Origin of the sequence: Paucibacter sp. KBW04 (genome assembly GCF_003852425.1) — a bacterium.
Taxonomy (GTDB): Bacteria; Pseudomonadota; Gammaproteobacteria; order Burkholderiales; family Burkholderiaceae_C; genus Paucibacter_A.
Window position 1 is genome coordinate 114,797 of record NZ_QAJN01000011.1, and the last position, 26,885, is coordinate 141,681.

At 62.8% G+C, this 26,885-nt stretch carries 27 protein-coding genes; 3 read left to right on the forward strand and 24 right to left on the reverse strand.

Features of this window, described 5'->3' with window-relative positions; all coding sequences use genetic code 11:
• Positions 1 to 2 precede the first annotated feature (2 nt).
• From nirJ to DBR47_RS14700, 6 genes are all read right to left on the reverse strand, one after another.
• Positions 3 to 1,382, reverse strand: a complete 1,380-nt coding sequence (nirJ, locus tag DBR47_RS14675; RefSeq protein ID WP_124451318.1) for a heme d1 biosynthesis radical SAM protein NirJ — start codon at positions 1,380 to 1,382, stop codon at positions 3 to 5.
• A gap of 25 nt (positions 1,383 to 1,407) precedes the next feature.
• Entirely contained in the window at positions 1,408 to 1,935 is a 528-nt protein-coding gene (locus DBR47_RS14680; RefSeq protein WP_197047086.1) for an Lrp/AsnC family transcriptional regulator, read from the reverse strand.
• On the reverse strand, positions 1,928 to 2,506 hold the full coding sequence (locus DBR47_RS14685; protein WP_124451320.1) for an AsnC family transcriptional regulator: 579 nt from the start codon (positions 2,504 to 2,506) through the stop codon (positions 1,928 to 1,930). The genes DBR47_RS14680 and DBR47_RS14685 overlap by 8 nt, the downstream gene beginning before the upstream one ends.
• Positions 2,499 to 3,545, reverse strand: coding sequence for an Lrp/AsnC family transcriptional regulator (locus tag DBR47_RS14690; protein ID WP_124451322.1), 1,047 nt, complete (start codon positions 3,543 to 3,545; stop codon positions 2,499 to 2,501). The genes DBR47_RS14685 and DBR47_RS14690 overlap by 8 nt, the downstream gene beginning before the upstream one ends.
• Before the next feature lie 5 nt (positions 3,546 to 3,550).
• Positions 3,551 to 4,747, reverse strand: a complete 1,197-nt coding sequence (locus DBR47_RS14695; RefSeq protein WP_124451400.1) for a cytochrome D1 domain-containing protein — start codon at positions 4,745 to 4,747, stop codon at positions 3,551 to 3,553.
• 68 nt (positions 4,748 to 4,815) lie between these two features.
• Positions 4,816 to 5,214: a cytochrome c gene (locus DBR47_RS14700; protein WP_124451324.1), complete on the reverse strand. Its 399-nt coding sequence runs from the start codon at positions 5,212 to 5,214 to the stop codon at positions 4,816 to 4,818.
• 122 nt (positions 5,215 to 5,336) lie between these two features.
• Between DBR47_RS14700 and cobA the strand changes: the two genes are divergently transcribed.
• A complete protein-coding gene (gene cobA, locus DBR47_RS14705; RefSeq protein ID WP_124451326.1) occupies positions 5,337 to 6,239 on the forward strand; it encodes a uroporphyrinogen-III C-methyltransferase in 903 nt (300 codons plus the stop codon).
• Here the strand turns inward: cobA and DBR47_RS14710 are convergent.
• From DBR47_RS14710 to nosZ, 14 genes are all read right to left on the reverse strand, one after another.
• Positions 6,224 to 6,937, reverse strand: a complete 714-nt coding sequence (locus DBR47_RS14710; protein ID WP_124451328.1) for a Crp/Fnr family transcriptional regulator — start codon at positions 6,935 to 6,937, stop codon at positions 6,224 to 6,226. The two genes, cobA and DBR47_RS14710, sit on opposite strands and share 16 nt — an antisense overlap.
• A gap of 170 nt (positions 6,938 to 7,107) precedes the next feature.
• Positions 7,108 to 7,806 carry a Crp/Fnr family transcriptional regulator gene (locus tag DBR47_RS14715; RefSeq protein WP_124451331.1) on the reverse strand — a complete coding sequence of 233 codons (699 nt, stop codon included), beginning with the start codon at positions 7,804 to 7,806 and terminating at the stop codon, positions 7,108 to 7,110.
• A gap of 149 nt (positions 7,807 to 7,955) precedes the next feature.
• Positions 7,956 to 9,836: a nitric oxide reductase activation protein NorD gene (locus DBR47_RS14720; protein WP_124451333.1), complete on the reverse strand. Its 1,881-nt coding sequence runs from the start codon at positions 9,834 to 9,836 to the stop codon at positions 7,956 to 7,958.
• Between the two features lie 2 nt (positions 9,837 to 9,838).
• Entirely contained in the window at positions 9,839 to 10,915 is a 1,077-nt protein-coding gene (locus DBR47_RS14725) for a 4Fe-4S binding protein (RefSeq protein ID WP_124451335.1), read from the reverse strand.
• Positions 10,908 to 11,726, reverse strand: coding sequence for a CbbQ/NirQ/NorQ/GpvN family protein (locus tag DBR47_RS14730; protein WP_124451337.1), 819 nt, complete (start codon positions 11,724 to 11,726; stop codon positions 10,908 to 10,910). The genes DBR47_RS14725 and DBR47_RS14730 overlap by 8 nt, the downstream gene beginning before the upstream one ends.
• A complete protein-coding gene (locus DBR47_RS14735; RefSeq protein ID WP_124451339.1) occupies positions 11,726 to 13,150 on the reverse strand; it encodes a cbb3-type cytochrome c oxidase subunit I in 1,425 nt (474 codons plus the stop codon). The genes DBR47_RS14730 and DBR47_RS14735 overlap by 1 nt, the downstream gene beginning before the upstream one ends.
• 12 nt (positions 13,151 to 13,162) lie before the next feature.
• Positions 13,163 to 13,588 (reverse strand): cytochrome c, encoded by a 426-nt coding sequence (locus DBR47_RS14740; RefSeq protein WP_124451341.1) that lies wholly within the window; start codon positions 13,586 to 13,588, stop codon positions 13,163 to 13,165.
• Positions 13,589 to 13,740: 152 nt separating this feature from the next.
• Positions 13,741 to 14,379 (reverse strand): nitrous oxide reductase accessory protein NosL, encoded by a 639-nt coding sequence (locus tag DBR47_RS14745; protein WP_124451343.1) that lies wholly within the window; start codon positions 14,377 to 14,379, stop codon positions 13,741 to 13,743.
• A gap of 12 nt (positions 14,380 to 14,391) precedes the next feature.
• Entirely contained in the window at positions 14,392 to 14,937 is a 546-nt protein-coding gene (locus DBR47_RS14750; RefSeq protein ID WP_124451345.1) for a nitrous oxide reductase accessory protein NosL, read from the reverse strand.
• Complete coding sequence (locus tag DBR47_RS14755) at positions 14,934 to 15,746, reverse strand: ABC transporter permease (protein WP_124451347.1); 813 nt, start codon at positions 15,744 to 15,746, stop codon at positions 14,934 to 14,936. The genes DBR47_RS14750 and DBR47_RS14755 overlap by 4 nt, the downstream gene beginning before the upstream one ends.
• 2 nt (positions 15,747 to 15,748) lie before the next feature.
• Positions 15,749 to 16,750, reverse strand: coding sequence for an ABC transporter ATP-binding protein (locus DBR47_RS14760; protein ID WP_231512320.1), 1,002 nt, complete (start codon positions 16,748 to 16,750; stop codon positions 15,749 to 15,751).
• Positions 16,725 to 18,011 (reverse strand): nitrous oxide reductase family maturation protein NosD, encoded by a 1,287-nt coding sequence (locus tag DBR47_RS14765; protein ID WP_124451349.1) that lies wholly within the window; start codon positions 18,009 to 18,011, stop codon positions 16,725 to 16,727. Before DBR47_RS14765 ends, DBR47_RS14760 begins: the two co-directional genes overlap by 26 nt.
• Positions 18,008 to 20,632, reverse strand: coding sequence for a NosR/NirI family protein (locus DBR47_RS14770; protein ID WP_124451351.1), 2,625 nt, complete (start codon positions 20,630 to 20,632; stop codon positions 18,008 to 18,010). The genes DBR47_RS14765 and DBR47_RS14770 overlap by 4 nt, the downstream gene beginning before the upstream one ends.
• Before the next feature lie 103 nt (positions 20,633 to 20,735).
• On the reverse strand, positions 20,736 to 22,667 hold the full coding sequence (nosZ, locus tag DBR47_RS14775; protein WP_124451353.1) for a TAT-dependent nitrous-oxide reductase: 1,932 nt from the start codon (positions 22,665 to 22,667) through the stop codon (positions 20,736 to 20,738).
• Between the two features lie 589 nt (positions 22,668 to 23,256).
• Between nosZ and DBR47_RS14780 the strand changes: the two genes are divergently transcribed.
• Together DBR47_RS14780 and DBR47_RS14785 are read left to right on the forward strand one after the other, a co-directional pair.
• Positions 23,257 to 23,676: a cytochrome c5 family protein gene (locus DBR47_RS14780; protein ID WP_124451356.1), complete on the forward strand. Its 420-nt coding sequence runs from the start codon at positions 23,257 to 23,259 to the stop codon at positions 23,674 to 23,676.
• Positions 23,677 to 23,686: 10 nt separating this feature from the next.
• Positions 23,687 to 24,733: an FAD:protein FMN transferase gene (locus DBR47_RS14785; protein ID WP_124451358.1), complete on the forward strand. Its 1,047-nt coding sequence runs from the start codon at positions 23,687 to 23,689 to the stop codon at positions 24,731 to 24,733.
• Between the two features lie 326 nt (positions 24,734 to 25,059).
• Here the strand turns inward: DBR47_RS14785 and DBR47_RS14790 are convergent, their stop codons facing one another.
• From DBR47_RS14790 to DBR47_RS25030, 4 genes are all read right to left on the reverse strand, one after another.
• On the reverse strand, positions 25,060 to 25,449 hold the full coding sequence (locus tag DBR47_RS14790; RefSeq protein WP_124451360.1) for a HipA domain-containing protein: 390 nt from the start codon (positions 25,447 to 25,449) through the stop codon (positions 25,060 to 25,062).
• Entirely contained in the window at positions 25,428 to 25,781 is a 354-nt protein-coding gene (locus DBR47_RS14795; protein ID WP_124451362.1) for a HipA N-terminal domain-containing protein, read from the reverse strand. Before DBR47_RS14795 ends, DBR47_RS14790 begins: the two co-directional genes overlap by 22 nt.
• An 11-nt stretch (positions 25,782 to 25,792) precedes the next feature.
• Positions 25,793 to 26,047, reverse strand: coding sequence for a helix-turn-helix transcriptional regulator (locus DBR47_RS25495; protein WP_124451364.1), 255 nt, complete (start codon positions 26,045 to 26,047; stop codon positions 25,793 to 25,795).
• 303 nt (positions 26,048 to 26,350) lie between these two features.
• Positions 26,351 to 26,885: tyrosine-type recombinase/integrase (locus tag DBR47_RS25030; RefSeq protein WP_231512321.1), on the reverse strand; the 535-nt coding region annotated here is incomplete at its 5' end.

The window sequence follows — 26,885 nt, forward strand, 5'->3', positions numbered from 1 at the left end:
TTTCATGCCCCCTCGCTGCTGTTGATGGCTTCAACAAGCTGAATGTGGATGGGCTTGGCACTGCTGTTTCTGCTGCCGCTGCTGCGCTTGGCGCTGAATGGCTTCACGCTGCCATCACGCGGGCCCCATTGGCCGCTGAGCGCTTGCAGGCGCGCGCTGGCTTCGGCAGACAGGCCGATCTCGGCATCGTCCAGATAGCAGCCCGGGTCCTCGGCCCAGAGGTCACCGCTGGTTTGTTGGGCTCGCACCCGGGTGTTGCCACCGCAGATGGCGAAGTGCTGGCATTCGGCGCAGCGGCCTTTGACCGGACGCGGCTTGGTCTTCAGGCCGTCCATCAGCGGGTCGCTGCGGTCTTGCCAGATGGCCGAGAAGGGGCGCTGGCGCACATTGCCCAGGCTGTAATGCCACCACATGGTGTCGGGATGCACATCGCCCAGGTTGTCGATATTGGCCACACCCTCGCCGGACGCATTGCCGCCCCAGGCCACCAGGCGGCGGCGCAAGTGATCCGCCCATTGCGGCCAGCGCGCGCTGACCCAGGCCAGCAGATAGACGGCGTCGGCATCGTTATTGCCGGTGACGTACTCACGCGGCTGCGGCGCGGCGGTGCTGACGTCTTCAAGCGCGTCGCGCCAGGCGGTTTCGAATAGCAGCTCTAGCGCGGCGCGCGTGGCTTTGAAGTGGGCATCCCGGCCGCGATGGATATTGCCGCGCCCGGCGTAGTTGAGATGGGAGAAGTAGAACTTATCGACCTGCTCCGCGCGCATCAGCTCCAGCAGGGCCGGAAAGTCTTGCTGATTCAAGTCGGTGAAGGTGTAGCGCAAGCCCGTTCTAGCGCCCCGCTCACGCAGCAAGCGCAGCGCGGCCAGTGAGGCGTCGAAGGCACCTTCCAGCCGGCGGAAGCGGTCATGCGTTTCGCGCAGGCCGTCGATACTGATGCCCACGTAGTCGAAGTTTTGTTGCGCGATGCGTGCGGCCATGCCGGCATCGATCAAGGTGCCGTTGGTGGAGAGCGCGGTGTACAAGCCCATGGCTTGGGCGCGCGAAGCAATCTCGAACAGGTCTGGCCGCAGCAAGGGCTCCCCACCTGAGAGGATCAGCACCGGCACGCCGGCAAGTTTGAGGTCATCCATGACGGTGCAGACCTCGGCAAAACTCAGCTCACCGGGATAGTCATGGTCGGCAGACAAGGCGTAGCAATGCTTGCAGGTCAGATTGCAGCGTCGGGTCAGGTTCCAGATCATCACCGGGCCGCGCGCCTTGGCAGGGCCCACGGAAGCGGCGCGGTCGGCCTGCGCCTTGGGGCGCCCTTGCGGGCTGGGATAGTGGCCGTCTTGCTCGGCCCGCGCGACTTCGCGCAGGTATTGGCTGATACGCAACATGCTTTGGCCTTTCTTTTCTTTGAACTTATTCGGGCTTCAAGCGCAGGCCGGTCTTTTTGAGAATGGCGCTGCTGTAGAGGATGTCATTGGCCCGGCAGGCGCGGCCCAACAACTCGCGCAGCGCCCGGGCTTGCGCCTCGACCTCAGCGCGGCTGCGGCCATGCAGCATGGCAAACAGGTTGTAAGGCCAGTGCGGCAAGCGGCGCGGCCGGCGGTAGCAATGGCTGACGCCCTCGAAAGCGGCGACCAGTGGGCCCAGGGTGTCGATCTGTGCATCGTCGATATCCCACGCCGTCATGCCATTGGCCACATAGCCCAGGCGGTAGTGATTGGGTACGGCGGCAATGCGCCGGATCAGCCCGGATGCCTGCATCTGCGCCAGCTCTTCGCACACCTGCGCCTCACTGATGCCCAGCATGGCGCCCAGCGCTTCGAAGGGGCGTTCAACCAAGGGCAGACCACTTTGCGTGGCCAGCATCAGGGCACGCTGCAGCGGGCTGAGCGCGGCTGCGGATTGCCCTGAGGTGCTTTGCTGTGAGGCGGTATCAGTCATGGCCTTGCCCTTGTTGCTGTTCAAACCCGTCGTGATCCGACCAGGCGTGGGCGCGGGCCTCAAGGCGCAGGCCCACAAAGTACTCGCGCTCTTTGGGGAAGGCCAGCACCTGCAAGCCCGTCAGGGATTCGATGTGCGCGCAAACGCAAGAGATTTCTTCCGGCGTTTCGGTGGCCAGCACAAACCACATATTCAGCGCATGGTCCCGGCGGTAGTTGTGCGCGACTTCGGGAATGGCGTTGAGCTGTGCTGTCACCGCCTCGAATTGCGCTTCTGGCACTTGCATCGCCGCCAGCACAAAGAGACCACCGGCGCGTTCGATTTGAAACAGGGGGCCGACTCGGCTCAAGACTCCCTCGGACAAGAGCCGACGCAGTCGCAGCAGAACCAAGGATTCGCTGCAGCCCAGCTCCTTGCCTATCTGCTCAAAGGGGCGCGGCTGCAGCGGTATGGACGTTTGCAGGCGGTTGATCAGCGCCGCGTCAAGGGCATCGAGCCGCGCCTCGTCTTGGCGCGGGAACTGCGGTGCTGAAGTGGTGTCGCCGCGTCTGGCGCTATGGCGCTCATGCATAGTGACCTGCCTCGGTTTGAATCGCTTTTACTGGCTGGCGAAAGTAGCTGGGCCCGCATTGCTTGAAGCGCCGCCGACTGAACAGCACGGCTTGCGGGAAGGCCTGTAAAGCGGCAACTTCGCGCGCCTGACTCAGCCACTGCAGCACCTCTTCTCTGGCGCGGCCATGCACCATGCAATAGAGGTTGTAGGGCCATTGGTTTGCGCGCGAGCGGCGGTAGCACAGGGTGACGCCGGGCTGGCGTGCGAGTAGCGCGGCATGCGCATCCACCTGATCGTCGGGCACATCAAACACACACATGGCATTGGCTGCGAAGCCCAATTCGTGGTGCCGAACAATGACGCCAAAGCGACGCAGCACGCCTTGGTCCAACCAGGTTTGCAGGGTGCGCAAGACCCGCTGCTCCGGCCAGCCCGCCGCCTCGGCCCAGGCGGCATAGGGGCGGGCCAGCAAGGGCAGGCCTTGCTCAACACAAGCCGCCAGGCCGCGCTCCTCAGCGGCTACGCGACGGCCATGGCCTGTCATGAGAGCGGCCTGCGGATCGGCACCACGGGCCGCGCAATTCCCGCCATGCGGGTCCTTGAGGTCAAAGCCCAGATTGATGCGATAGGCCCGCTCCATCGGCAGCCTCAGGGTTTCAAGGCCGCATTGCTGTTCCAGTTCCGACAGTTCCTGCGCCAGGCAGTCCATGTCCGGGCCGGTGATCACGAACCACAAATTGAAATGGTGTTCACGTTCGTAGTTGTGGTTCACGCCGGGCCTGGCGTTGACCCGCTGCGCCACAGCATCCAGTTGCTCTGGTGGCACCGCCATGGCGCACAACATGCCCGCCCCTGCCGCCCGCGCGCCCCAGATGCCGCCGATGCGCGAAAGGCTGCCTTGCTCGCGCAAGCGCTGCAGGCGCGCCATTACCGCATCGCCATCACTGAGACCCAGCGCTATGGCCAATTCCGCATAGGGTTCGGCACAGATGGGAAAGCGCTGCTGCCAGCGGTTCAGCAACTCCCCGTCTTGGGCGTTGTTGGGCAGGTGGGACATGGGGCTCACAACCCGCTGCGCTGGGCGCGACTGGTGAAGAAGATGCCGCTCGGCGCCTCGGCCTTGAGCGTCGCTTGGCGCGCGAAGCTGCGGGTGTCCAGCACATTGACAGCGTTGTCGTCACGGGTCGAGATCCAGACCGACTCACCGCGAGGGGTGAATTCCATATGCAGCACGGCCTTGCCGGGGCTGAGGGTTTGAATGACCTGCCGGCTCTGGGTATCAATCACCTGGACCTGGTTGTAGTCGGGCACCGCGAAGTTCACCCAGACCTGGCGCCCGTCCGGCCGGGCCATCACGAAGACCGGCTGCCCGGCCACCGGAATACGGCCCAGTTCCTGCCAGCTGTCAATGTCCACCACCAGCACCTCATGCCTGCCGATGGCGGGCAGATAAGCCTGCCGGCCGGCAATGGCCCAGCCGCGCAGGTGCGGCATCTTGAACACCGGCAAAGGCTCCTGGCCACGGCCATAGCCGGCCAAGATGCGCTCGGCCTTGGGCTCCGCGGCCCAAAGGTCGATCTTGACCAGCCCGTCTTCCCCGAAGAGACCGGCGATGTAGTAGCGGCCATCCGGTGTGATGAGGGCGTCATAGGGCTGCCGGCCAACGTTCTTGAACTTCTGCACCTGCGGCGCCTGGCCTGCGGCCACGCCGGAGAGATCGGCGATCCAGATCTCATTGGCATCGAACAAGGTGTACATGAAACGCTGGCCCGGCAGCTCAACCAAGCCCACCACGCGGGACAGCTTGCCAGGCTCGTACTCCGCCGGAATATCGGCCACCAGGCGCAGCGTCTGGCTGTCAAACACCCGGATGCCGCCCGGTTGATAGTTCTGCGCGGCCACCAGGCTGCCGTCCTGCGAGATGGCGCCGCCAATCGAATTGCCGCTTTGCTGGATCCGGCCCACCAGGCTGCGGCTGGGCAAATGCACTTTGCTGAGGGCGCCATCGCGCCCAAAAACAAAGGCGTAGGCGCCGTCGCGGGAGTAGACCAGGGAGGCATGCGACAAGTCGCCCAGCCCTTTGATAGCCCCCAGCACCTCACGGCGGCTGGTGTTGACCACCTGCAAGCTGCCACTGGCGCGCTCAACCACCAGGCCTAGATCCCCGGTGCCGACAGCAAGCGGTGTTGGCGGCGGTGGCGCGGGAGGCGTGGCGACACAGGCGGCGAGCGGGACGCACAGGCTGAGCAAGGCGAGCATGCGCGCGCCTGCGAACTTGATGCAGTGGGCGCGATGGAAAAGTGTGAATGAGGACATTGAGAGAGAGTTCATGGCCTGTGCTCTTGCGTAGCAAGTTCCTGTTTTGGCGCTGTGGGCCGCTGCATATAGGCCGCCAGCCAGTCCGCTTCTGCCGCAGTGATCATGCTTTTCCAGGCAGGCATGGGTGTGCCTGGCCGGCCGTGGTAAATCGTGGCGGCAATGGCCGCCTGCGACAATTGCTGCATGGCCTCAGCGTGAATGGCTGGCCCCAGGCCGCCGGTCAAACGCAGGCCGTGGCAGGAACCACAGTCGTGCGCAAGCATGCGCCGCAGCTCTTGCTGGCGGCCCGGGCTGGGTTGGCTGTCGGCAAGCACGGGGCTCGATGGCGCGGGCTGAGCCTCCACGACGGACCCAGACAACCCGTAGAGCAACACAGTTAGCAGCAGCAGATCGTTGCGATTCAACATGGCGCCATACTCCCCTGCGAGGCATCAACTGTCCTTGAACTGCATCAAGGACGACGAGAAGCGACGCTCTCCACAATCAGGCCATGCACCACAGACAAGGTGTCAGCGCCGGAGCCCCCAAAATGAATCCACGTATCGAGCCCCGCCACTTCTCCCGACCCAGCAACAGCCCGACTTGGACGCAAGTGACCTTGGTCGGCGCCGGCCCCGGCGACCCCGAACTATTGACGCTCAAAGCCGCGCGCGCGCTGGCTGAGGCGGAGCTGGTGCTCTACGACAATTTGGTGTCGGCCGAGGTTATGTCCCTGGTCAATCCCGCGGCGGAGAAAATCTTCGTCGGCAAGAAATGCGGCCTTCACGCACTGAGCCAGGAAGGCATCATTGAACTGATGATCAAGCTGGTACGCGGCGGACGCCGCGTGCTGCGACTCAAAGGGGGGGATCCCTATATCTTCGGGCGCGGTGGCGAAGAGGCCGAGGCCCTGGCTGCGGCAGGCATTCAGTTTGAAACCGTGCCAGGCATCAGCGCGGCACAAGCGGCCGGCGCTGCGGCGGGCATTCCGCTGACGCACCGCTCACATGCCGGCACCCTGATCTATGCCACCGGTCATCTTCGTGCCGCCAAGGACACAGATGATGCCGACTCAGAGGCTCTGCCCCTGGACTGGCCCATGCTGGCCCGGCCCCATCAAACCGTGGTGATCTATATGGGGCTGAACAGCCTGCCCTTGATCAGCCGCCAACTGATCCTGCACGGCTTGCCTGCCGATACACCGGCCGCGCTGGTTGAGAACGCCAGCCTGCCGCAACAGCGCTGCATCCGCGGCAGCCTGGCCGAGCTGCCGGAATTGGCACGCAGCCACGCCCTGAAGTCCCCTACTCTGCTGATGATTGGCGAGGTGACCGCCATGCATGAGAGGCTCAGCCCTGCGATGCGCCAAGCCAATGCCCTGCAGCAAACTGCCTTGAATCAAACCGCCGCTTCACTAATGGCCGATGTGCTGGAGCGTCACTGCAAGGTGTAGCTGGCCAACTCGCGGGGCTGCAAGATGTGGATGTCGCGCCGAGAGATTTGAATTAGGCCTTCGTCTTCCAACTCCCGCAACACGCGGGAGAAGTACTCCGGCGTCAGGCTCAATCTTGAGGCGATCGTAGCCTTGCTGACCGGCAGCGACACGGTACGCGGACGGGCCGGTGCGCAGCTCTCGTCTGATTGCCCCTTCAGTAAGAAGCCCACCACTCTTTGCAAGCCGCTGTGCAGGCAATAGCTTTCCACGTCATGCAGCAAATTCTGGATGCGCTGTGAGGCCTGGGCCAATAGGCGCAGCGAGAAATTGGGGTCCCGGCCGATTTGCGCGACCAAGGCAGCCTTGGGAATGCGCAGTAAGAGCGAATCACTGAGTGACAGCGCGCTGAAGCCGTGGCGCTTGTCATTGAAGATGGCGGACTCCCCCAGGCTTTGGCCCGGGCCGATCAGCTCCAGCACCTTTTCACTGCCATTGGCGGCCAGGGCGAAGACCTTGATGCGGCCGGTGATGACGATGTGCAGGCTGTCACAGATGTCCCCAGCGCTGAACAGATTGCGGCAGCGGGGCACGCGCACCAAGCTGCAGCCCTGATCGACGATGCGGGCAAGGTCATCATCATTGATCCCGCGGAAAAGTGGCTGAACGGCGAGGTAACGCGTTATTTCAACTGCTACGTGATTCGAAGGGCTGCTCATGGGTTTGACCTAGTTGCGAGGCGAAAGGAAGAAGGCGCTGCGAGCGCGATTCTGTTCAGCTGCAAATCGGTCAACTTGACGTGCGTCAAGTCATTGTTGCCAGTAGTTCTTCAGAACTATCCGGCCTAGTTCTTGCGAACGATGGGCAGCAGCTTCCGTAGCTGCCGCGATCAAACCCCGGTGTAGTTCGCTAGGGCTGAGGCATCGCGGATGCGGATGTCGCGTCTATCCACCTCGATCAGCCCGGCCGCCTCAAGCTCATGCAGCACGCGCGAAAAATACTCCGGGGTCAGGCTGAGCCGGGAGGCGATGGTCGCCTTGCTCACCGGCAGTGACACGGTGATGACTTCGCCACTCACGCAGTCTTCCGCCACTTGATCCCGCAGCAAATAGCCGATCACGCGCTGCACACCGCTATGCAGGGCATAGGCCTGGACGTCATGCACGAGGCCATGCAAACGTCGCGAAATGCCCGCCAGCATGCGCAAGGCAAAGCGGCTGTCTTGTTCGATTTCAGTCAGCACGGCCTGCTTGGACACGGACAAAATCAAGCTGTCCGTCAAAGCCTGGGCATTGATGATGTAGGGCTTGCCAGTGAACATCAAGGCCTCGGCAAAGCTGTGGCCGGGGCCCACCAGCTCGATCACCTTCTCCTGCCCGGATGGCGAGATGGCGAAGAGCTTGACCTGCCCGGTCACCGTCACATGAAACTCTTCGCAGGGCTGGCCAACCCGAAAAATGGTGTCGCCCCGGGTCAGGCGGCGCAAGCTGCAGCCCGTTGCCAGGCGGGCCAGTTCCGCCGCACTCAAATCTGTAAACAGGGGCAGCACCGAGAGGTAGCGAGGTAAATCAAATGCGCGCATATCCATGGCGGGTCTCCCTAGTGATGGCGGCGTGTGCAGAGACTGCATTGTCGAGAGCGCCCAAAATCCCGGCCTTGATATTGCTTAAGTCTGCGACGAAGAGCCAAGCAAAGTGACAGCCGCGCAGTGGCGCCGCTGCTCGGCCTTTTGCTCGCTCAGCGAGTCAGTTGCCCGTAGATGCCCGCCAGCCGCATGGGCAGCTCACTCGGGCGCACCACTCGGGCCCAGCCTTGGCGCCCGAAGATGTGCGGCAGATAGTCAGGAGCCTCGGCGTCAATGCTCAGGCAAAAGGGCTGCAAGCCAGCGCGGCGGGCTTCCAGCACGGCTTCACGGGTGTCCTCGACGCCCCAGCGGCCTTCGTACACATCCAGGTCATTGGGCTTGCCATCGGTCAACAGCAAAAGCAGGCGCTGCCGCTCCGGCCTTTGCTGCAGGCGCTTGGTGGCGAGGCGAATGGCCGCGCCCATGCGGGTGTAGTAGCCCGGCTTGATGGCGGCAAGCCTAGCTGTCACCGGGCCCGACCAGTTCTCCTCAAAGCTCTTCAAATGCTGAATGCGGATCTGGCTGCGCCGCACCGAGCTGAAGCCCAGCATCGAGAAGGGGTCACCGCAGGCCTGCAAGGCCTCTCCGAAAACGAACAAGGCATCGCGGATCACCTCGATCACCCGCGCATCGTTACTCGCATAGGCATCGGTAGACAAGGACAGGTCGGCCAGCAGCAGCGTGGCCAGGCTGCGCTCACCCCGCTGCCGGCGGGCGTAGACCTGAGGGTCAGGCCCGCCGCCAGACTGAACGGCGGCCAGATGCCGCACCCAGGCGTCGAGATCCAATGCTTCACCTTCGCTGCAGCCGCGTTGCCATTTCGGTGCCGCGCGCAAGAGCTCCAGGCGTCGCCTGATTTGGCGCGCGGTTCGGCGCAGCGCGGGGCTGGGCCGCAAGGGGCTGGCTCCGGGTCGCGTCACCAGAGTTTGAACCTGGCAATGGCCGGGCAAGAGGCGTTGGCGCTTCCAGTCCCATTCAGGCAGCAATTCGCCTTCGCCCAGCGGCAGGTCATCGGCGCTGGCGCTAGGCAGGTCCAGATCGAACTTGACCCGTGCGGCCCCGGCGACACCGTCGCGCGACAGGGTGAGTTGCTCCATATCGTCGGCGGCCGCTTGTGCTTGCTCGTCGTCGGGCTCATCGTCCTGACCGCGATCCAAGGGAATGTGCTCGCTCCAGCTTTGCAGCGATTCGGTCTTGGAGGGCAGCAAGAGCGGCGCGCGCTCGTTCGCAGGTTTGGCTTGCCGGGTGCGCCGGCGCTTTTTGGCCAGCGCAAGCTCGGCATCATCGGCTTGAGGCGACGCGCCATTGCCAGCGCTAGGCTGACGGACTTCTTGTTTGGCCCCCGCGCCTGCCGCCAGCTCGGGTGGCAAGGCCTGAAGCCACAACCATACCGGCGCGAGACGCGGTGCCTGGGCATGGCATTTGACCTCGTCCAGCGAGGTCGCCTCCGCCGCGTCTTCGTCCGCCAGCAACAAGGCTTGCAGCCGCTGTTCGGCGGCCTGATCCGGCGCGGGCAATTTCAGTGCATCGGCGCGGCGTTGCGCCAGATGGGCTGACCGCAAACGCTCCCACCGTGGTCGCAAACCCGGGCAGCGCTGCAAGGCCAGGCGCGTGGCGACGAGGTTGTCTGCCGCCCACCGGCCGCTGGGCACGAAGGCAGCGGCCAGAGCAGCCAACCAAAGATAGAGGTCGCGGTTGAGTGCGCTGTCGGCAAACAAGGCAATGCGTGGCGGCAAGGCCAGGGTCTCTTCGTCCAAGCGGGGCAATGCGGCGCGCACGCCACTGCCCGCCAGACGTTGCAGCCACGTGCGCGGGCCGCCAATGCGCATATCAGCGGCCGGCACGATGCGCGTGCCTGGCGCACCGCCCGCCGCGCGGTAGAGCAATGCCACCGCGCCACCGACCTCGGTGAGGGCAATGGCGGCTGAGCCGAAACTGCGATCCGCAGCGCCGTTGATGAAACGATGCCAGCGCTCGCCTACCCACTCTTCCATGACTAGCTTTCTTGCTGAGTTTGATTCGATGAACGGGCGCTCATGCCCTGATCGGCTGCGGCTTGAGGCGGCAGGCCGGCCCCGCCTGTGCGCAGCTTTTGTTGCAGTTGCTGTTGTCTCAAGGTTTCACGCAGCGCGTCCGCGCCCAACGTCCATTCCAGCTGCGGCTGCAAAAGCTGGGGCTGATGGTCTTTGGATTCGGCACATTGGTCCAGGCAGCGGCCGCACTGCACGCAGGAAAACATCTGCCGCTTGATCTGGCGCGGCCGCAGCCGCATGGGGCAGACGCGGTCGCAGGCGCTGCCTTCGGGCGCCCGGGCAGTGCTGCACTGGCGGCACTCGCTGGCGCGTTCGCGCTTGAACGAAACCACCAAAGCACGCGGATTGGCCATCCAGGCCAGGCTTTGAAACAGCCCCACGGCGCAGCCGAAGCGGCAAAACAGATGGCGGGCAAACAGCAACTCCAGCGTGAACACGAGGCTGCCGATCACGATAAAGCGGGTCTGGTTGGGCGTCAGGCTGCCACTCAACAGCCCGGCCCAGATCTGCCGCGGCGGCAGCAGATAGGTCAGCAAGGTGATGGCCCAAAGAAAGCCGAACAGCGCGCAGCTAAGGGCGAACACCGGCCACCAACGCCGCTGCGTCTGCTCACCCACCCGCAGGCTGGCTTGCTCGTCCCAGAGGCTGAACTTGCCACATGCCTTGTGCAGCAATGCGTTGAGCCCCTCAACCAGTGAGAAGTGCGGGCAGAGCCAGCCGCAGTAAAGCCGACCCCAGCGCCAGGCCACGCCAAGGAACAGCAGCACCACCAGCAGCGCGGGCAAGATGCCTCGACCAATCAAAGTGAGTGCGGCGGTATTGGCCGAAACTTGGCCATGGGCCAGCGCGTCTATCCCTAAGCTCCAGCGCATGCCCAGCACCCAGAGCTGCGTTTCGTTCAAATCGAAACGCAGCAGATCAAGCCCGGGCGCCAGCAAGAACAAGGCGAAGAAGGCCAGCTGGGTGGCGCGGCGCCGCCGCTGCAGACACCGGCTGTGTTCGGAGGCCGCAGCGCTGGCCTCAGTCAATGTTTCAGCCATCGCCAATCACCGCCCGCAGCACCTCGTGCAGGGCGGCGCCGGTGTCGGCATCATCGGTCAGCGCATCAACGATGGCCGCTCGGCAGCTGGCCAGCAAAGGCAGGCCAGCCACATGCAGGCGCGCCGCCATCACCAGCAAGCGGGTGCTGACGGTTTCCTCCAGATCCTGCTCGGTCAAGCGGCGCAGGGCTTGAGCCAACCGCACCAACTGCGCCGCCACTGCCGGTGTGCAGTCGCTCTCAGTGGCGACGATGCTTTGCTCCACCGCCGGCACCGGATAGTCCAGGCCCAGGGCCACAAAGCGCTGCCGGGTGCTGGGCTTCAGGCCTTTGAGCAGATTTTGGTAGCCGGGGTTGTAGCTGATCACCAGCATGAAGCCGGGTGCTGCGGCCAGCATTTCGCCGGTGCGTTCAATCGGCAGCACACGCCGGTCGTCCGCCAATGGGTGCAGCACCACGGTGGTGTCCTTGCGGGCCTCCACCACCTCATCCAGATAGCAGATGGCGCCCTCGCGCACCGCGCGGGTGAGCGGCCCGTCGAGCCAGCGCGTGTCGCCACCCTGGATCAGATGCCGCCCCACGAGGTCGGCGGCGCTGAGATCGTCATGGCAGCTGACCGTGATCAGCGGGCGCCCCAGTCGCGCCGCCATATGCTCAACCAAACGGGTCTTGCCGCAGCCAGTGGGGCCCTTGATCAACAAGGGCAGCCGGCTGGCATGGGCATGCTCGAACAAGCGGCATTCCTCGCCCTGCTCGGCATAGAAAGGCGGCTCACCCAAGGCATCCAGCTGCCGTGCGCTGTGCATTTCCATCAGACCGCCTGACTCAAGGCAGCTGCCGGCATCTCTTCCTCGGCCGTACCAGTGCCGACGAAGAAACTGCTCAGATAGGTCAGCAAGCCGATCAGGAAGCCGACACCGCCCGACATGCGCAGCCAGTAGAAGAAGCGCAGCTGGTCTTGGGTGGCCATGAAGCCCATGGCACCTTCGCTGGGCATGCGCTGCAGCCAGACTTGCAGAATGCCCGCGCCCGTCAGGGCCAGCACCATCACGCCCATACCGATAGTCATGATCCAGAAGCTCCACATCTCCACGCTCTGAGCGCGGCGCGAGTTGGCTTCACGACCACGCAGCAAGGGCATGGCATAACTGATCATCGCAATGACCACCAGCACATAAGCGCCGTAGAAGGCCAGGTGGCCGTGGGCCGCTGTGATCTGGCTGCCGTGGGTGTAGTAATTAACGGGGCTCAGGGTATGGATGAAGCCCCACAGGCCAGCGCCCAGGAAGCCCATCACGGCGCAACCCACGGCCCACAGCAAGGCGGCCTGATTCGGATGCTCACGACGGCGACGCTGCACCATATTGAAGGCGAACAAGGTCATCATGAAGAAGGGAATCGGCTCCAGCGCGCTGAAGATGCTGCCCACCCATTGCCAGTAGCCCGGCAGGCCGATGAAGAAGAAATGGTGGCCGGTGCCCAGGATGCCGGTAACCAAGGCCATGGTGATGATCAGGTACAGCCACTTGTCGATGACCTCACGGTCCACGCCGGTGGTCTTGATCAAAACGAAGGCCAGCAATGCGCCCAGGATCAGCTCCCAAGTCCCTTCCACCCAGAGGTGAACCACGAACCACCAGTACATCTTGTCGCGCACCAGATTGTCTGGATTGACGAAGCTGAACAAGAACATCAGCGCCAGGCCCCACAAGCCCATCAGCAGCACCAGGGTGATGGCGGTCTTGCGGCCCTTCAGCACGGTCATGCTGATGTTGAAAAGGAAAGCCAGGGCCACGATCACGATGCCGAGCTTGGTGGGCAGGGGCTGTTCCAAGAACTCACGCCCCATGGTGGCCAGCAGATTGTTGCCCGTCATCTCGGCCAAGGTGGCGTAAGGCACCAGCAGATAGCCGAGGATGGTGAGCGCACCGGCGGCCAGGAAGATCCAGAACAAGATCTTGGCCAAAAGCGGGCTGTAGAGCTCGGTCTCGGCCTCCTCGGGAACCAGAAAGTAGGCACTGCCCATAAAGCCCATCAAGAGCCACACAATCAGCAGATTGGTGTGCACCATGCGAGCGATGTTGAAAGGGATGATCGGGAACATCAGATCCCCGAACAGGTATTGCAGTCCCAGCGTGAGGCCAAAGACGATTTGGCCGAAAAACAGGGCCAAGGCACCGATGAAGTAGAGCTTGGCAACCGCCTGCGATTTGTATTTGAGGGTGATGGGTTTCATGTTCTCTTCTCCTCAGCCTTCCACATTCGGTGGCCACTTTTCAGTGTTGATGCCGTTGCTCCATTTGAGGAACTCGACCATGTCGTCGAGTTGCTGATCGTTCAGATGGAAATTGGGCATCTGGCGGCGCCCAGGGATGCCGGTGGGCTGGGCCTTGATCCAGGCCTTGATGAACTCGGGGCCGCGCCGCGTGTAGACATTGCCCAGCTCGGGCGCGAAGTAGGCGCCCTCCCCCAGCAAGGTGTGGCAGCCGATGCAGTTATTGGCTTCCCAAATATGCTTGCCGCGCACCACGGCGGGTGTGATGGCCGCGGCTTTGGATCGCTCGGGAATGCGTTGCTCGGTGTTGAAGATCAGCGCGGCAAATAGCAGCACGAAGAAAAGCGTGCCGCCATAAAAGATATTGCGCGCCATCTGGCTGGTGAAGCCTCGGCTCATGGTGATCCTCGATGTTGAGTGGAGATGCCGCAAGACTAGGGATATGTGCGCGCCAGTTCCTTGAACAGGAATAAGGAAAACCACTCCGCTTGCAGCAGCACCACAGTTACCAGCCTGAGATTGCCCGCCACCGATTGCCGGCAGCGTCAGGCTCAATGGTCGAGATGTCTGCCTGGGTCCAGCCGCCGAAGCAACTCAGGGCTGATCTCGCTCGGGCGCAACAAGCGCCCGCCTCGCTCGCGCGCGAAACGCCGTGCTGCAGTCGCATCGGCAAAGGCAGGCAGGTTGCCGGCGCGCATCAGCCCGGTGGCCGTCGAGCCCTGCACATAGACGGCTGCGTCCGCCGCCAGCCAAGCGCCGCTGCTCGCATCGCTCACATAACTTGCGGCGATCTGAGAGGCATCACGCCCGCGTGTGTAGCGCGCCACGTTTTGCAGATAGATGAAGAGCGACAGCGGTGAGTCGAAGAACTGCGCGTCACCGTTGTCGAAGATCACTTGCGCCGCCCAGCGCGCCGACTCGCGCGAGCGCGCCGGATACATGCCGCAAACGGGGCAGCGCGCGTCAGCCGGCACTGGGCGCGGCGCCAGCAAGGCCAAGCCGGAGGCCGGGTCATAAGGCGTTGGCGGCGCCACGACGCAAACCTCTGCGCTCGGATCCAGATTGGGGCTTGCCCCACTGCCCGGCAGTAATTGCAAGCTGCCGGCCAAGGCAATGCCTACGAACGCCGCCCAGGCCAGCCGGCTCAAGCGCCCCGGGGGCCCGTGCAGAGGAACAGAAACCGGCAGCATGGTGGCCGCGCCCTACATCTTGCTGTCGTGCAGCGCGCCGCCGCTCAGGTCCACCATATCGCGCGTGATCTCGGCGAAGCGCAGCGGCTTGCCGCCCCACTTGGCGGCGAAAGCCTTGGCATCGGCCTCCTTGGCGAAGGACGCGATGGTGGGTCCCATCGAGCCCTGGCGCGAACTCCCCAGCACATAGATCGCACTCTTGGCATCGATCCAGAAGCCACGCGGCTGATCCCAGTCCGCGCTGCCCATGTCCTGCACATAGACGGCTTTGATGGCCCTGACCTGCTCGGGTGACAGCAAGGTGTTGAGAAGTTCGACGGTGTCACAGAAGAAGCTCGGCGCAGCTTGCCCGGCGTAGTGGATTTGCGCCTTAGGGCCGGGGTAGTCGGTCAGCAGCATGCCGTCCAGTTCACAGGTACTGCTGGCATCGATCTCAGCCGCCGCCACGGCCTTGGCTTCGTCCGAACGGCCGCAGGCGCCGAGGCCCAGCGCAACGACTGCGCACAGCACGGCAGTACGCAGCGCCGATGTTGATGATTTGAAATTGCGCCTATTCATTTGAACCTCCAGCGAGCCAGTAGCAAGGGCACGACGATCCAGCCGCCCATCACCAAGCCCATCAGCCAGGGCTTGGCCAGGGCAGGCGGCACGATGCTGGTCAGGCCATAGAGGGTGCGCATATCGTCGAGCGAAAAGATATTGAGGATGCGAAACACATCGGCCGGGTTGAGCAGCAGCAGATAGGCCAGCGCCTCGCCACCGAACTCGCCACTGCTGGCCACCAGGGCGCCGAGCAGCAGTAAATCAAACACCAGCACGAAGAAGAACCACAAGGCAATGGCCAGGCCCGAGGCCCGAGTGCGCTCGCGGCTGAGCACCGACAAGAGCACCGCCAGGCTCAGAAAGGCCAGGCCCAAGAGCGTGCTGCTGAACATAAAGCCCAGGTAATGGAACAGACCCGGCCAGCCAAACTGCTGATACAGCAGCGCCGCCACCAGGGCGAAGCCGCCCAACGTGGACAGGGTCAAGGAGGCAGCCAGGCCCAGGTATTTGCCCAGCAGCAACTCCAGCTTGGTGATCGGCAGGGCCAAGAGTAGATCCAGCGAGCCGCGTTCGCGTTCCCCAACGATGGCGTCAAAGCCCAGCAGCAGGGCGATCAAGGGGATCAGATAGATCACCAGGCTGACCAGGCTGGCGATGATGAACTCGATCGAGCGCGGGCCGACTTGGCCGCTGCTGGCGCCGCCAAAGTAGGTGATCACCAGCGAGAAGGCGGTGAACACCAGCGCCACCGCAAGCACCCAGCGATTGCGCATGCGGTCGCGAAACTCTTTGCCCGCTAGGGTGAAGATTTGACTCAGTTCCATGTTCAATGGCCTCCCGCTGCCGCGGTGGCCGCAGCGGCTTCATTCGACGACTGTCCGACGCCGAAGAACACATCCTCCAGCGAACTTTCATGCAAGCTCAGGTCGAGCAGGCGTGTGCCTAAGGTGCCGACCACGCCCAGCACGACCATCTTGGATTCGCGTGGGCAGGTCAGGCTTAGTCCTTGCGGCGTGCTGCGGCAGGCCATGCCCTCACTGCCATTCATCCTTAAGCGGCCAAGTTCCTGTCGCACCAGCACCGCATCTGCCTCGCTCAAGCCCAGCTCGATGCGCAGCGGCGCGCGCTGTTGTTCGCGCAGCTCTTGCACGGTGCCCAACGCTTGGATGCGGCCGGTCGTCATGATGGCCAAGCGATCTACCCGCTCCTGCAATTCGGCCAGGATGTGCGAGGTGATCAACACCGTCACGCCCTTGGTCTTCAAGTCTTGCAGCACGCTGTAGAAGTCGCGGATCGCCTGCGGGTCCAGGCCATTGGTCGGTTCGTCCAGAAACAGCACGCGTGGCTCGCCCAGCAGCGTTTGCGCAAAGCCGAGCCGTTGCCGCATGCCTTTGGAGTATTCACGCAAGGGGCGCGTACCGGCATGGGCCAGCCCCACCCGCTCCAGCGTTGGCGCGCATTGCTGCAGATCGGCGCCCTTCAGCTTGGCGAAGAAGCGCAGTGTCTCGAGGCCGCTGAGGTTGTCATACAGCACCACGTTCTCGGGCAGATAGCCCAGGCGACGGCGGGTGGCGCGAAAACCGCTGCCGCGCACCGACCCCCCGTCGATCAGGATCTCACCGCCGCTCAGCGGCGTGAGCCCCAACATCATCTTGAACAAGGTGCTCTTGCCGGCGCCGTTGTGGCCGATCAGGCCGAAGATTTCGCCGGGTTCAACCCGCAGGTCAACGCCGTCCACCGCGTGGATGGCGCCGTAATGCTTGCTGACGCCGCGCACCTCGATGGCTGGCGCGGGGTTGACCTTATTGGCCGGGATAGTGCTTGTCACGCCACTCACTCCATTGCTTGTTGCCGGGCTGCATGCGCGGGGCCGGGTCGACCACGCTGGGCACACGCAGCACCGGAAATTGTTGGCCGACCAAGCGCAGCGCCTGCACGGCAGGGCTGGCCAGCAGCAGCTTGACGCTCGGATGGCGCCAGCTCAGGCGGTCCACCATGTCATTCGCCTCATAGGGCACATCGCCGACGCCATCACCATTGCGGTCCCAGCCGAGGTAGTTGCTCCAGTGGTTGCCACCTGTCTTCTTATCCTTGCCGCCCCACACTTCGTCGCGCGCGCCGACATAGCGCACCTGCTCGCGGTTGGCGATGAAGTCATTGCCCTCGACGACATTGCGGGTCGAACCGGCGGACAGGTGCACGCCGACTTGGTTGTCGACTACCAGATTGCCTTTCAGCGTCGCGTACTCGACGTCGTAGATGAAGAAGCCGCGTGCGTTGCCGGCAATGATGTTGTTCTCGATCACCGAATCTTGCAGCGTGCGCAGCATGATGCCGTGGTCGCTATTGCCCCAGGTGCGGTTGCCGCGCACCACCTGGTTGCGCACCTCCATCAGGGCTAGGCCGCCGCGGTTGTAATAGCTCTCGTTGTCCTCCCACAGGTTGTAATAGGAGTTCATATAGTGGCTGCCATAGCGGCTGTGGTGCAGCTTATTGCTCTTGAAGACGGCGTGATGGCTAACGTCCACATAAAGCGCATCGCGGACGAAGCCGATGTTGTTGCCGATGATGCGGGCGCCGTCGGTGTTGTAGAGCTGGATGCCATTGCCCCGCTGTGAGCTGTTCAGCTCGCGTTTGCCTGTGATGATGTTGTGCTCCACCCGCGCCCCATTGGCCTTCTCGATCCACAGGCCAAACAGGTTGTAGGCCAGATCGCAATGCTGCACCAGCGCCCGGTGGGCTCCGGGGCGGATGTAGATGCCGGCGTTCTGATCCTTCAGGCTGCTGCCGGAGTCGCGCACGATCAGGCCTTCGATCGTCACATCTGGGGCGGTGACGCGCACGGTGTCGCCCGTCAAGGCGCCGCTCAACGTCGGCCGATTGATGCCGCGCAGCGTCAGCGCCTTGTCGATCAGGAAGTTGCCCACATAGAGGCCGCGTTCGATCTCCAGCACATCGCCGGGCGCGGCGGCAGCAATCGCCTCTTGCAGCGACTGGCCGGGCTTGACCCGCAGCGTGGCGGCCTGCGCGCTACCCATATGCACGAGCAGAGCCAGCAGTACCACGAACAGAAGGGAAAGAACTCTCATGCCAGCATCAGTCCGCTTGCCTTCAGCGCCAGGAACAAAGCCGCGCCGATCAGCAGATTTTTGAAGCCGACATAGCTGAGCATGTCCATCACCGAGGCGCGGCGGTAGTGGCCCTGCCACCAGGGGCCGTCCTTGACGTAGCGCTTGCCCGCCAGGCGGATCAAGACCTCATAGACGCTCCAGCCAAACCACCAGCCAATGATGGCGCTTTGCGACAGGCGCCCGCTGCCGGCCAGCACCCAGGCCAGCGTGGCGGCCAAGGCCAGCGAGAAGCCGGCGATCTGCAAGGCCTTCTGGCTCTTCCAGCTGTCCTTGTGCCAAGGCCAGAGGTGGTCGAACAACTCCGCCCAGAGCCACTTCAGCCCATGGGCATCGGCCTTGTGGGCCGGCGCCACTGGGTCGGTGGGCATGCGCGGGTCGGGGCCCTGGGCCACCTTCTCGCTCATGGCAATGGGCTGGATGGAAATGAAATAGCCATCGCGGCCAATCGGGGTGATCAGCAGGCCGTCGCGCTCGCGGCGCTTGCGTTCCTTGGCCAGTGGCGGGCAACCCTTGGTGTCGGTGTACAGAATCATGCAGTCCAGGCAGTGCAGGCATTCGCGGTGGTCGATGCGGCCGGCCGCATCTATCGCCAGCGAGCCGCAACCGACTGCGCATGCCTTGCAGCTATTGCAGTCCTGCTTTCGCTTCAGACCGAACCAGCGGAAGGTGCTGGGCATGGCCAGGGCCGCGCCGAGTGGGCAGATGTACTTGCAATAGGGTCGCTCAATGAATAGCGACATGCCCAGCAGCGTGGCGACGAAGAGACCATAAGGCCAGGCCCGGTTCGTGATGCCGACCAGGAAGGTGGTCTTGAACGGTTCCACCTCGGCCAGCTTCTCGGCCAGGCCCATCGAAAACATCGAGATCACCAGCAGGCCGAAGAAGATCGCGTACTTGAGCCATTTCAGCCGGTGGTGCCAAGCGTGCGGCAGATGGCCCTGGAAGCGCTTCAGCCCGATCTTCTCGCCGACCTTGTAGATGGCCTCGGACAGCGAGCCAAACGGGCACATCCAACCGCAGAACAGGCCGCGTCCGAACAAGAAGACGGTGACGATGATGAAGATCCAGAACACAAAAATGAAGGGGTCGGACAGGAACAACGACCAGGTCCACTGAAACAGCAGCGAATGAAACCAGGTCAGCACCTGGGTGATGGAGGGCTGCGCCATCGCGCCAAAGCCGACAAAGGCGATGCTCAATCCCCAGGCCGTGTACTTGAAGGCATTGACCGGCCATTTGTTCTTGTGGGTGGAAAGACGCGTCAGCTTTTCGCGCAAGGCGTAGACCACGGTCACGCCGACCAGCAGCGCAATGAACAGGCCGATCTCAACCGCGCGTGTCTGCCAGACGCGCACCCAGGGGGCGTCGGCCTCCACCACCACCGGGCGGCCGCCCTCCAGCAACTCGGCGGCCAGCCAGTATTTGCTGTCGAAGTTGGCAAAGCTGCGCGTGCCGGTGGCCCGGTCCACCCGGTTGCCCAGGAAGGCCAGTTGCCAGGGATAGGCGGCAGAGAAGGATTTGGAACGGATGATGAAGATGGCCGACTCGTTGAACTCAGGTGCACCGGCCGCCTCCAGGCCATAGAGGTTCAGATAGTCCAGATCGCGGAAGGTAAAGGAGTCGGCGCCTTGTTTGACCTGCACCCGGTCGTAAATGCCGCCGCGCACAAAGCCCGAACCTTTGAAGGATTCGATGCCGGCCGTGCGGATGATGAAGAAGGCATGTTCACCCTCCTTCATGCGTGAACGCAGATTGGCCCAGTTGCCCGCGCCCATCAGGCTGGCGCCGATGGCGGGGTGGTTCAAGTCGCCAAACCAAAGTTCGATAAAAGGCTCGGGGCCGCGCGGCAGCCCCACTTGCTCGGGGCTGACCCGCAGGCGCTGCACGGCGCCGAGTTTGACCAGCTGAGCCCAGTCGAAGCGCCGCTCGGTCTGGGCGTAACGGGCCGGATCACGCACCGTCGGCGCCAAGATGCCAACCTGCTTGGCCACCGCCTGGCCCGAGGCCATCAAGACCTGATTCTGAGCGATCACGGTGACGGTGGCGCCGGAGATCGCGTCGACACCGAGCACGTTCTCGTCCGGACGGGTTTGGCCGACCTCGATCTTGTCGGCCACCGACTTGCCGAGATACTGATCATTGAATTTCAGCAGCGCCGATTCCGGGATGCCCAGCAGCAGAATCGGCTCCGAATGCTTCAGCACCTTGATGCCGACGAAGTGGCCGGTCAGGTCCATGCCGATCAGGGTGACCACCGGCTTGCCAGAATAGGCCGGGGTGTCGGTGATGTCGGTGGATAGCATCACATAACCGAGCAACTTATCGGCCTCGCCCAGCGCCTTCACATAGGGCGGCGAGCCGAGTCGCTCGGAAAAGCTTTTGGCACCAGGGAAGACGTCCTTGCAAGGCAGCAAGGCGCACATATCCTTGGCCGTGGCCAGCTCGGCAGGCAAGGCGGCCTCGTAGGCTCCGGTGCTGGACTGCGCGGTTTCCGCGCCCAAGACCAGCACCAGAAAAAATGCGGCCAATCGGAGGAAGTTCCCCAATTTGGCCGCCAGTCCATGGCTATGCGATTTCATCTACTCTTCCTGTCGGCCGGACGAGCGCCGGATGGCGCTCGTCCGCAAGGTGGCGGCGGGGCTCGAGTCCGCGCGCCACCGGGGGCTGTTGCTAGGCCCTCTTTTAGGCTTCCACGATCATGCGTGTGCGCATTTCCAGGTGCAGCGCATGGCAGAAGTGGGTGCAGTAGCACCAGAACACGCCCGGCTTGTCAGCAATGAAGCTGACCGAGGCGGTTTCCAGCGGGTTGACGATGAAGTTGACGTTGTACTTGGGGATGGCAAAACCGTGCGTCAGATCTTCGATCTTGTCCAAGTTGGTCAAGATCAGCGTGACCTCGTCGCCCTTCTTCAGCTTGAACTCGCGCATGCTGAAAGCCGGGGCTTGGGAGGTGATCTTGACGGTCACCTTCTTGCCATTGCGGAACACGCCGGTTTCCTTGGGGTCCTTGATGGCCAGTGGGAAATCATCGAGGTTGTAGACCTGCTTGGGCTTCAGCAGATCACGCTTGAAGATGATGAAGTCATGCGGTTCGCCGCGCACCGGGTGGTCGGCCATCAGCACCATCTTGTCGCCGGAGATGTCGATCATCTGCTCGTTCTCGGGGTGCAGCGGGCCGACCGGCAGGAAGCGGTCCTTGGAAAACTTGCAACCGACGGCCAGGTACTTGCCGTCCGCGGCCTTGGTTTCCGATTGCGAGGCGTTCAAGTGGCCCGGCTGGTACTGCACGTCAAGGCGGTCAACCACGTACTTGGCGCTCTTGTCGCCACCGTGGAACTTGATGGCGGCTTCAACATTCCACTTCACCACCTGGCTGTCCAGGAATAGCGTGGTGTAGGCATTGCCGCGTCCGTCGAAGGCGGTGTGCAAGGGGCCCAGGCCCAGTTCGACCTCGGCGACGATGGCCTTGTCGGCGGCGTCCAGTTTGCCGTCGAAGTAATCGAGCACCTTGGCGAGTTCGATCACGGTGCCGGTGGGCGAGAGCTTGCCGGCGCAGATGAAGTACCTGCCGTCTGGGCTGGCGTTGACGCCGTGTGGGTTCTTAGGCACCGAGACATAGGCGGTCAGCGCGGTCTTGGCGTCCTTGTTGGCCTCGCGGGTGCCGTCGACCACCGGCACCTTGGAGTCGCCATAGGTCTTGAACTTGCCGGCCTTAACGGCCTCTTCGATGCGGGCAATGTTGAAGAAGAGGCAGGCATCGCGCTCGGCGGACATCATGTCCTCATAGTGCACGCCCATCTCGGTGTTGTACTGGTTGGTGGCGGCCAGCTTGCCGTCATACGAAGTGGCGGTTAGGTCGCAGTTGCCGTCGATCAGCACTTGCCAACGCACGTCCATGCTCTCGGCGTCCACGCAGGTGAACAGCGAGTGGTACTTGGTGCCATCTTCAATGCCGGCGTTCGGCAGCGGGATCGAGAACTCGGCGCCGCAGAAGACGCGGGTGGTGTAGTTGATCTTCGGGTCCACCGGGTCGGCCTTGTCCGGGAAGATGCCGTGGAAGCCCTGCACATTGGGCAACTCGGTGATCTTGTCGCAAACGAAGTAGTCGAGGCGTATGCGGGCGATACGGCTGTTGATCTTGTCGTTCACCCAGGCGTAGCGACCGTCGTAGTTGCCGTCTTTGTAGGATGCGTGCACGTGGTGGGTGTCAGCCACGGTGTAGCGCAGCGAACCGTCGGCCTTGGTGCCCATCACCTTCTTCGACTCATTCGTGACACCCCAGCCGACCAGGGCATCGGGGTTGAAACAGGGGATGCGATGGATCTCGCGGCCAGAAGGCAGGCCCAACACACGCACATCGCCGGTGTGACCACCGCTCCAGAGGCCGTAATAGGTGTCGAGCTCACCTGGCTTCAGATGGGTGGCGTTGGCTGCGCCACCGCTATGCGCAGGGGCAGCGCCTGAGGCCACAGGCGCGGCGGCAGTGCTGGCGGCCTTGTCAGTACAGGCAATCGCTCCGATGCTCAGACCCGCCAGAGCTGCGGTGTTCATGAAGCGGCGACGTGCCAACACGCCTCCGCCATTGCTTTCGTTCTTCTTGTCTTGCTCGCTCATGATGTTCCTCTTCAGGCTTGGATGGATGTTGGTGGGCCGCGCGCCGGGGGCGGCACGGTAGTGAACTGAGGTGGGTTCGCGTCGCTGCCCGGCAGGGGCAATCGACTGGTTATTGGAGGTAAATGGGGCGAAGGAACTGCACAAGTCGGCAGCAGCCCACCCAATAGGCAGTTAGGGCACTGCAGGATGCCGGAGGCGTGCAGTGCTGCGTCCGATTGCGCATCGGTATCACCGCCGACTTGCACCAGCTTGGCCTGTCCGCTTGCTGAGCAAACCCAATCAAGCTGGCCTGCATGCATCAATGGCGCAGCACTGGCAACGCCCAATGCAGCCAGCAGCCACGCCAAGACCCAGGCTCGCAGGCGGCGATTGAATGGGTAGTTAAGCATGGGTCGGAAGCGGGCAGTTGCTCTTGAAGAAGTTGCCGGATTCTTTCCACTCGCCCTACGTCCCGCCTTGAACCAAGTTAAGGAATTCAAATAAGCCCATGAAGGTCGCAAATAAACAAATTCGCCCCTGTTAAGGCTGGTACCGGCTTCCTAGAATCGCGCCGAACACTCCTATTTGAAAGCTGATTGACATGAAAACCATGCGCCTCATTTGCAAGTCATTCGCCGTCGGTGTCTCTGCGGCCGCCCTGCTCTCCCTGGCCGCCTGCGGCCAGAAGGAAGGCGACTCAGCGGCCAACACCGCGGCGCCAGCAGCCAGCGCAACCGTGGCAGCAGCGCCTGCCCCCGCCAGTACCGCGCCCGAAAATGCGCTGGGCAAGTCGGTGTTTGGCAAGACCTGCGCCATGTGCCATGCCGCAGGTGTGGCCGGTGCCCCCAAGCCTGGTGACAAGGCCGACTGGGGCCCTCGCATCGCCCAGGGCAACGAGACTTTGTACAAGCACGCGATCGAAGGCTTCACCGGCGCCAAAGGCATGATGCCCCCTCGAGGTGGTGGCAGCACATTGAGTGACGATGAGGTGAAGGCAGCTGTTGACCATATGGTGTCGCTGTCGAAGTGAAGGGCGTAGCGTGAGCACAAAGCCCTTGAAAACGGTCGGTCTGAAGCGGCGCCAGTTGATGTCGCTTGTTCCCCTGCTGGGTCTGGCTGGCTTCGGCGTTGCTCAATCGAGCGCTTTGCCTTCATTGCACCAGCGGCGTGACTCACGCGCCCTACTCGGCACTCAGGTCGACATTGCCGTCGAAGGTCCAGATGCTGCCCGCCTGGTCATTGCGGTGGAGAGTGCTTACCAAGAAATGGCGCGTCTCAGCGCCATGATGAGTCGCTACGAGCCGGCCAGTGCACTCAGCGCCGTCAATCGCGCAGCGGGCCTGCACCCTGTCACGGTACCGCCAGAGTTGATGACCGTGCTTCAGCACGGCCAGCGCCTTCATCGAGAGTCGAACGGACTCTTCGACATGACTGTTGGCAGCCTCAAGAGCTGGCAGTTTGAAGTCGGCAATTTGGGCCGGGTTCCCGAATCACGGCAACTGGCGAATGAGCTGAGCCGGGTTGGTGCCAAGGGACTTCGGATCGACGCGTCAGCTGGCACTGCCGCCCTGCTTCAAAAGGGTGCGGCTCTCGATTTGGGCGGCGTCGCCAAGCTTCCCATTCTTGCGGCCGGCTTGCGCCGGCTTCAAGAGAACGGTATCGAAAACGTCTTGATCAACGGCGGCGGCGACGTGCTGTACAGCGGCAGCTGGCAGGGCCGACCATGGCGCGTTGGGCTACGTGACCCACGGCGTTCAGATCGACTCTTGGGTGTCCTGCCATTGAGTGGTCAGGGTGTGTTGGCGGCCAGTGGCGACTACGAACGGTTCTTCCTGCAAAAGGGCGAGCGCCATCACCACATCTTGGATCCTCGCAACGGCCAGTCTAGCCAAGGGCCGATCGGCGTTCACTTGCTCGCACGGGATGTCGAGTCAGTCAACGGACTGGGCGCGATCATCATGATTGGAGGCGAGTCGATGGCACGCCAGATGGTCGCCCAGCGCGCGGAGCTTGAGCTACTGGTCGTCAATCCCGACAGAACCGAATGGGCAACACCCGGCATCACGCGTTTACTCAGCCGCGGTTGAGAGGATGGTTTTGATGATGTGGTGCAAGTAGGATCGGTAAGATCGGTAACTCCCAGCCTGCCCGCCGAGATAGACAGCGACGTGGTAGAGCTATCGCTCAGCCGGTTACCTCGTCGTCCCATGCCTATAAGCCCTGCTCAGCTCCGAGGTCATCGCTGTTTTCACGGGGTGCCAGTGTGCGTTGGCGGGCCTTGAATACTTCCTCGAAGGTATTGGCCGGGATGCCTAGCCATTCAGCGTGCTGTCGGAGCGCTCCCTCATGGTCGAACCTGTGAGCAAGCTTAAAGTGGACCGGTGCTATTTCGACATCGCTACCCGGTGCTGTTTCATATGCACCCGGCACCAACAGCCATGTCTTCGAAGCCGAGTGGAGCTCCGACTTCGTTTCGGTCAAACCTGCGAATCACAAAGATTTGCCGATCGTCGGACAGGTAAAAGTCTGGGCCAGGCATGCCTGATGCTCGGGCAATGGACATGCAAACGAACTCGTTGATGGCCAGGCCAGGGAGTTCCTCCAGACCTGACTTCACGATCAGGTCCGGCGTTAACGCTGCAGCTTTTGGTGCCGGTGGCGCCATTTCGTCTGCTGTCACTGCCTCTGGGACCAGGACTTTGGGCTGCACGCCGCTCAGCGGCGCGCGCATCATGTAACGGTCCATCAGATCCTGAAATAGGCCTTCCGCCCCCCGGTACGTCAGGATGGCATCCAGTCGCATCGGTTGGCTGGTGGGCCAGGGGAATCACGGTCCGCCGGGGTCAGGCGAACCCGACCAATCGAGGTCTCGCATGACATGGCTGAGATCAGCCGCAACGGATCTGCGCCTGTGAGCTTGGCCAATCGATTACGTAAGCGCTCCAGGAGGTAGCCATCGGGCATATTCATCTGGAAGATGGGATGCAACTGCTGGCTGTCGTAGGACTGCAGCCGACCTGGCATCGTCAACGAAATGTCAGTGTCAGGTGGGCGTTGCGCACTGTAGGCAAAGCGGTAAACATCTTCCTTGGCCAACAGGCCAGCGATTCCCGCAGAGGTGTGGACGCGCATCATGGTGAGCGGCCTTAGTCGAGATCCATGCTCGGAAGCTCATCGAGCGTTGGTCTGCGCGCTGGTGTCAATGAGAACTCCAGGCCCATGGCACCTGCAACCTTTGCGTAATACTCTGCCCCCACCGTACACGTGCCAGCCTCAACCTGGAGCACCTTCTGCCGCGTGATTCCGGCACGGCATGCAACTTGGCTTTGCGTCAGTCCGCGGTGATTCCTGGCCTGCTGAAGAGCAGCGCCCATTCGGCTAAGGATGATTTGGCTATCCATGTCGCGTTTACATGACTTATTGCATCAATAGCAACGCAAACGAAACTATTAGGCGACCATGTGCCCTGCACTGCGGCCAAGTTGTACTTCCTCTATGGGGGCGGACCAGAACCGCTGGAGTCCTGCGACCCTTGCCTCCACCGCATGTGCTGCGCGAAGCCCCTACCCCAATCCGCGTGGAGAATGAAAGCTGGCCGACCCACAGCAATCACAGCTATTCGAATTCTGCATTTGTTGAGCGGCTTTGTGCCCAAAGCCGACATCAACGAGAGTCAGCTCTGTGGCGGGCTGGTGCTGTAGCGTTCAGGCGCTTGATCGGGCAACCAGCACATCCATCGGACTGCGCACGCCCCCGCCACCGACCTTTAGAACATGGGTGTAAATCATGGTGGTAGCGACGTCGGCATGCCCCAACAACTCCTGCACCGTCCGGATGTCGTAGCCCGACTGCAGCAGATGGGTCGCAAAAGCATGCCGGAGGGTGTGCGGGCTCGCTGGCTTGGTGATGCCGGCTGCGGCCACCGCGCGCTTGAACGCTCGCTGAAAAGTCTGGTCATACAAATGATGGCGCCGCACGATCCCGGTCCTCGGATCGGTAGAGTGCTCAGCCTGCGGGAACACCCAAAACCAGCCCCATGATGAGCCGGCCCGTGGGTACTTTCGCTCCAGCACATCCGGCATGAAGACGCCGCCCCGACCTGCCTCCTGATCCAGTGTCCACAAAGAACGCGCCGCATTGAGTTGCCCCCTCAAACCACCCACTAGGCTTTGCGGCAGCATGACCACCCTGTCCTTGCCGCCTTTGCCTTCCCGGACGATCACGGCGCCATGCTCAAAG

What these genes read in the sequence shown, in the direction of transcription:
- DBR47_RS14745 (WP_124451343.1), bottom strand. Translation starts at nt 14,379, where the DNA reads ATGCTGCCGGTTTCTGTTCCTCTGCACGGGCCCCCGGGGCGCTTGAGC.
- DBR47_RS14770 (WP_124451351.1), bottom strand. Translation starts at nt 20,632, where the DNA reads ATGAAATCGCATAGCCATGGACTGGCGGCCAAATTGGGGAACTTCCTC.
- DBR47_RS14700 (WP_124451324.1), bottom strand. Translation starts at nt 5,214, where the DNA reads ATGTTGAATCGCAACGATCTGCTGCTGCTAACTGTGTTGCTCTACGGG.
- DBR47_RS14690 (WP_124451322.1), bottom strand. Translation starts at nt 3,545, where the DNA reads ATGTCCCACCTGCCCAACAACGCCCAAGACGGGGAGTTGCTGAACCGC.
- DBR47_RS14795 (WP_124451362.1), bottom strand. Translation starts at nt 25,781, where the DNA reads ATGATGCGCGTCCACACCTCTGCGGGAATCGCTGGCCTGTTGGCCAAG.
- DBR47_RS14755 (WP_124451347.1), bottom strand. Translation starts at nt 15,746, where the DNA reads ATGGAACTGAGTCAAATCTTCACCCTAGCGGGCAAAGAGTTTCGCGAC.
- DBR47_RS14750 (WP_124451345.1), bottom strand. Translation starts at nt 14,937, where the DNA reads ATGAATAGGCGCAATTTCAAATCATCAACATCGGCGCTGCGTACTGCC.
- DBR47_RS14710 (WP_124451328.1), bottom strand. Translation starts at nt 6,937, where the DNA reads ATGAGCAGCCCTTCGAATCACGTAGCAGTTGAAATAACGCGTTACCTC.
- DBR47_RS14735 (WP_124451339.1), bottom strand. Translation starts at nt 13,150, where the DNA reads ATGAAACCCATCACCCTCAAATACAAATCGCAGGCGGTTGCCAAGCTC.
- DBR47_RS14780 (WP_124451356.1), top strand. Translation starts at nt 23,257, where the DNA reads ATGCGCCTCATTTGCAAGTCATTCGCCGTCGGTGTCTCTGCGGCCGCC.
- DBR47_RS14715 (WP_124451331.1), bottom strand. Translation starts at nt 7,806, where the DNA reads ATGGATATGCGCGCATTTGATTTACCTCGCTACCTCTCGGTGCTGCCC.
- cobA (WP_124451326.1), top strand. Translation starts at nt 5,337, where the DNA reads ATGAATCCACGTATCGAGCCCCGCCACTTCTCCCGACCCAGCAACAGC.
- DBR47_RS14765 (WP_124451349.1), bottom strand. Translation starts at nt 18,011, where the DNA reads ATGAGAGTTCTTTCCCTTCTGTTCGTGGTACTGCTGGCTCTGCTCGTG.
- DBR47_RS25495 (WP_124451364.1), bottom strand. Translation starts at nt 26,047, where the DNA reads ATGGATAGCCAAATCATCCTTAGCCGAATGGGCGCTGCTCTTCAGCAG.
- nosZ (WP_124451353.1), bottom strand. Translation starts at nt 22,667, where the DNA reads ATGAGCGAGCAAGACAAGAAGAACGAAAGCAATGGCGGAGGCGTGTTG.
- DBR47_RS14730 (WP_124451337.1), bottom strand. Translation starts at nt 11,726, where the DNA reads ATGGAAATGCACAGCGCACGGCAGCTGGATGCCTTGGGTGAGCCGCCT.
- DBR47_RS14725 (WP_124451335.1), bottom strand. Translation starts at nt 10,915, where the DNA reads ATGGCTGAAACATTGACTGAGGCCAGCGCTGCGGCCTCCGAACACAGC.
- DBR47_RS14680 (WP_197047086.1), bottom strand. Translation starts at nt 1,935, where the DNA reads ATGACTGATACCGCCTCACAGCAAAGCACCTCAGGGCAATCCGCAGCC.
- DBR47_RS14740 (WP_124451341.1), bottom strand. Translation starts at nt 13,588, where the DNA reads ATGAGCCGAGGCTTCACCAGCCAGATGGCGCGCAATATCTTTTATGGC.
- DBR47_RS14720 (WP_124451333.1), bottom strand. Translation starts at nt 9,836, where the DNA reads ATGGAAGAGTGGGTAGGCGAGCGCTGGCATCGTTTCATCAACGGCGCT.
- DBR47_RS14790 (WP_124451360.1), bottom strand. Translation starts at nt 25,449, where the DNA reads ATGCGACTGGATGCCATCCTGACGTACCGGGGGGCGGAAGGCCTATTT.
- DBR47_RS14685 (WP_124451320.1), bottom strand. Translation starts at nt 2,506, where the DNA reads ATGCATGAGCGCCATAGCGCCAGACGCGGCGACACCACTTCAGCACCG.
- nirJ (WP_124451318.1), bottom strand. Translation starts at nt 1,382, where the DNA reads ATGTTGCGTATCAGCCAATACCTGCGCGAAGTCGCGCGGGCCGAGCAA.
- DBR47_RS14695 (WP_124451400.1), bottom strand. Translation starts at nt 4,747, where the DNA reads ATGCTCGCCTTGCTCAGCCTGTGCGTCCCGCTCGCCGCCTGTGTCGCC.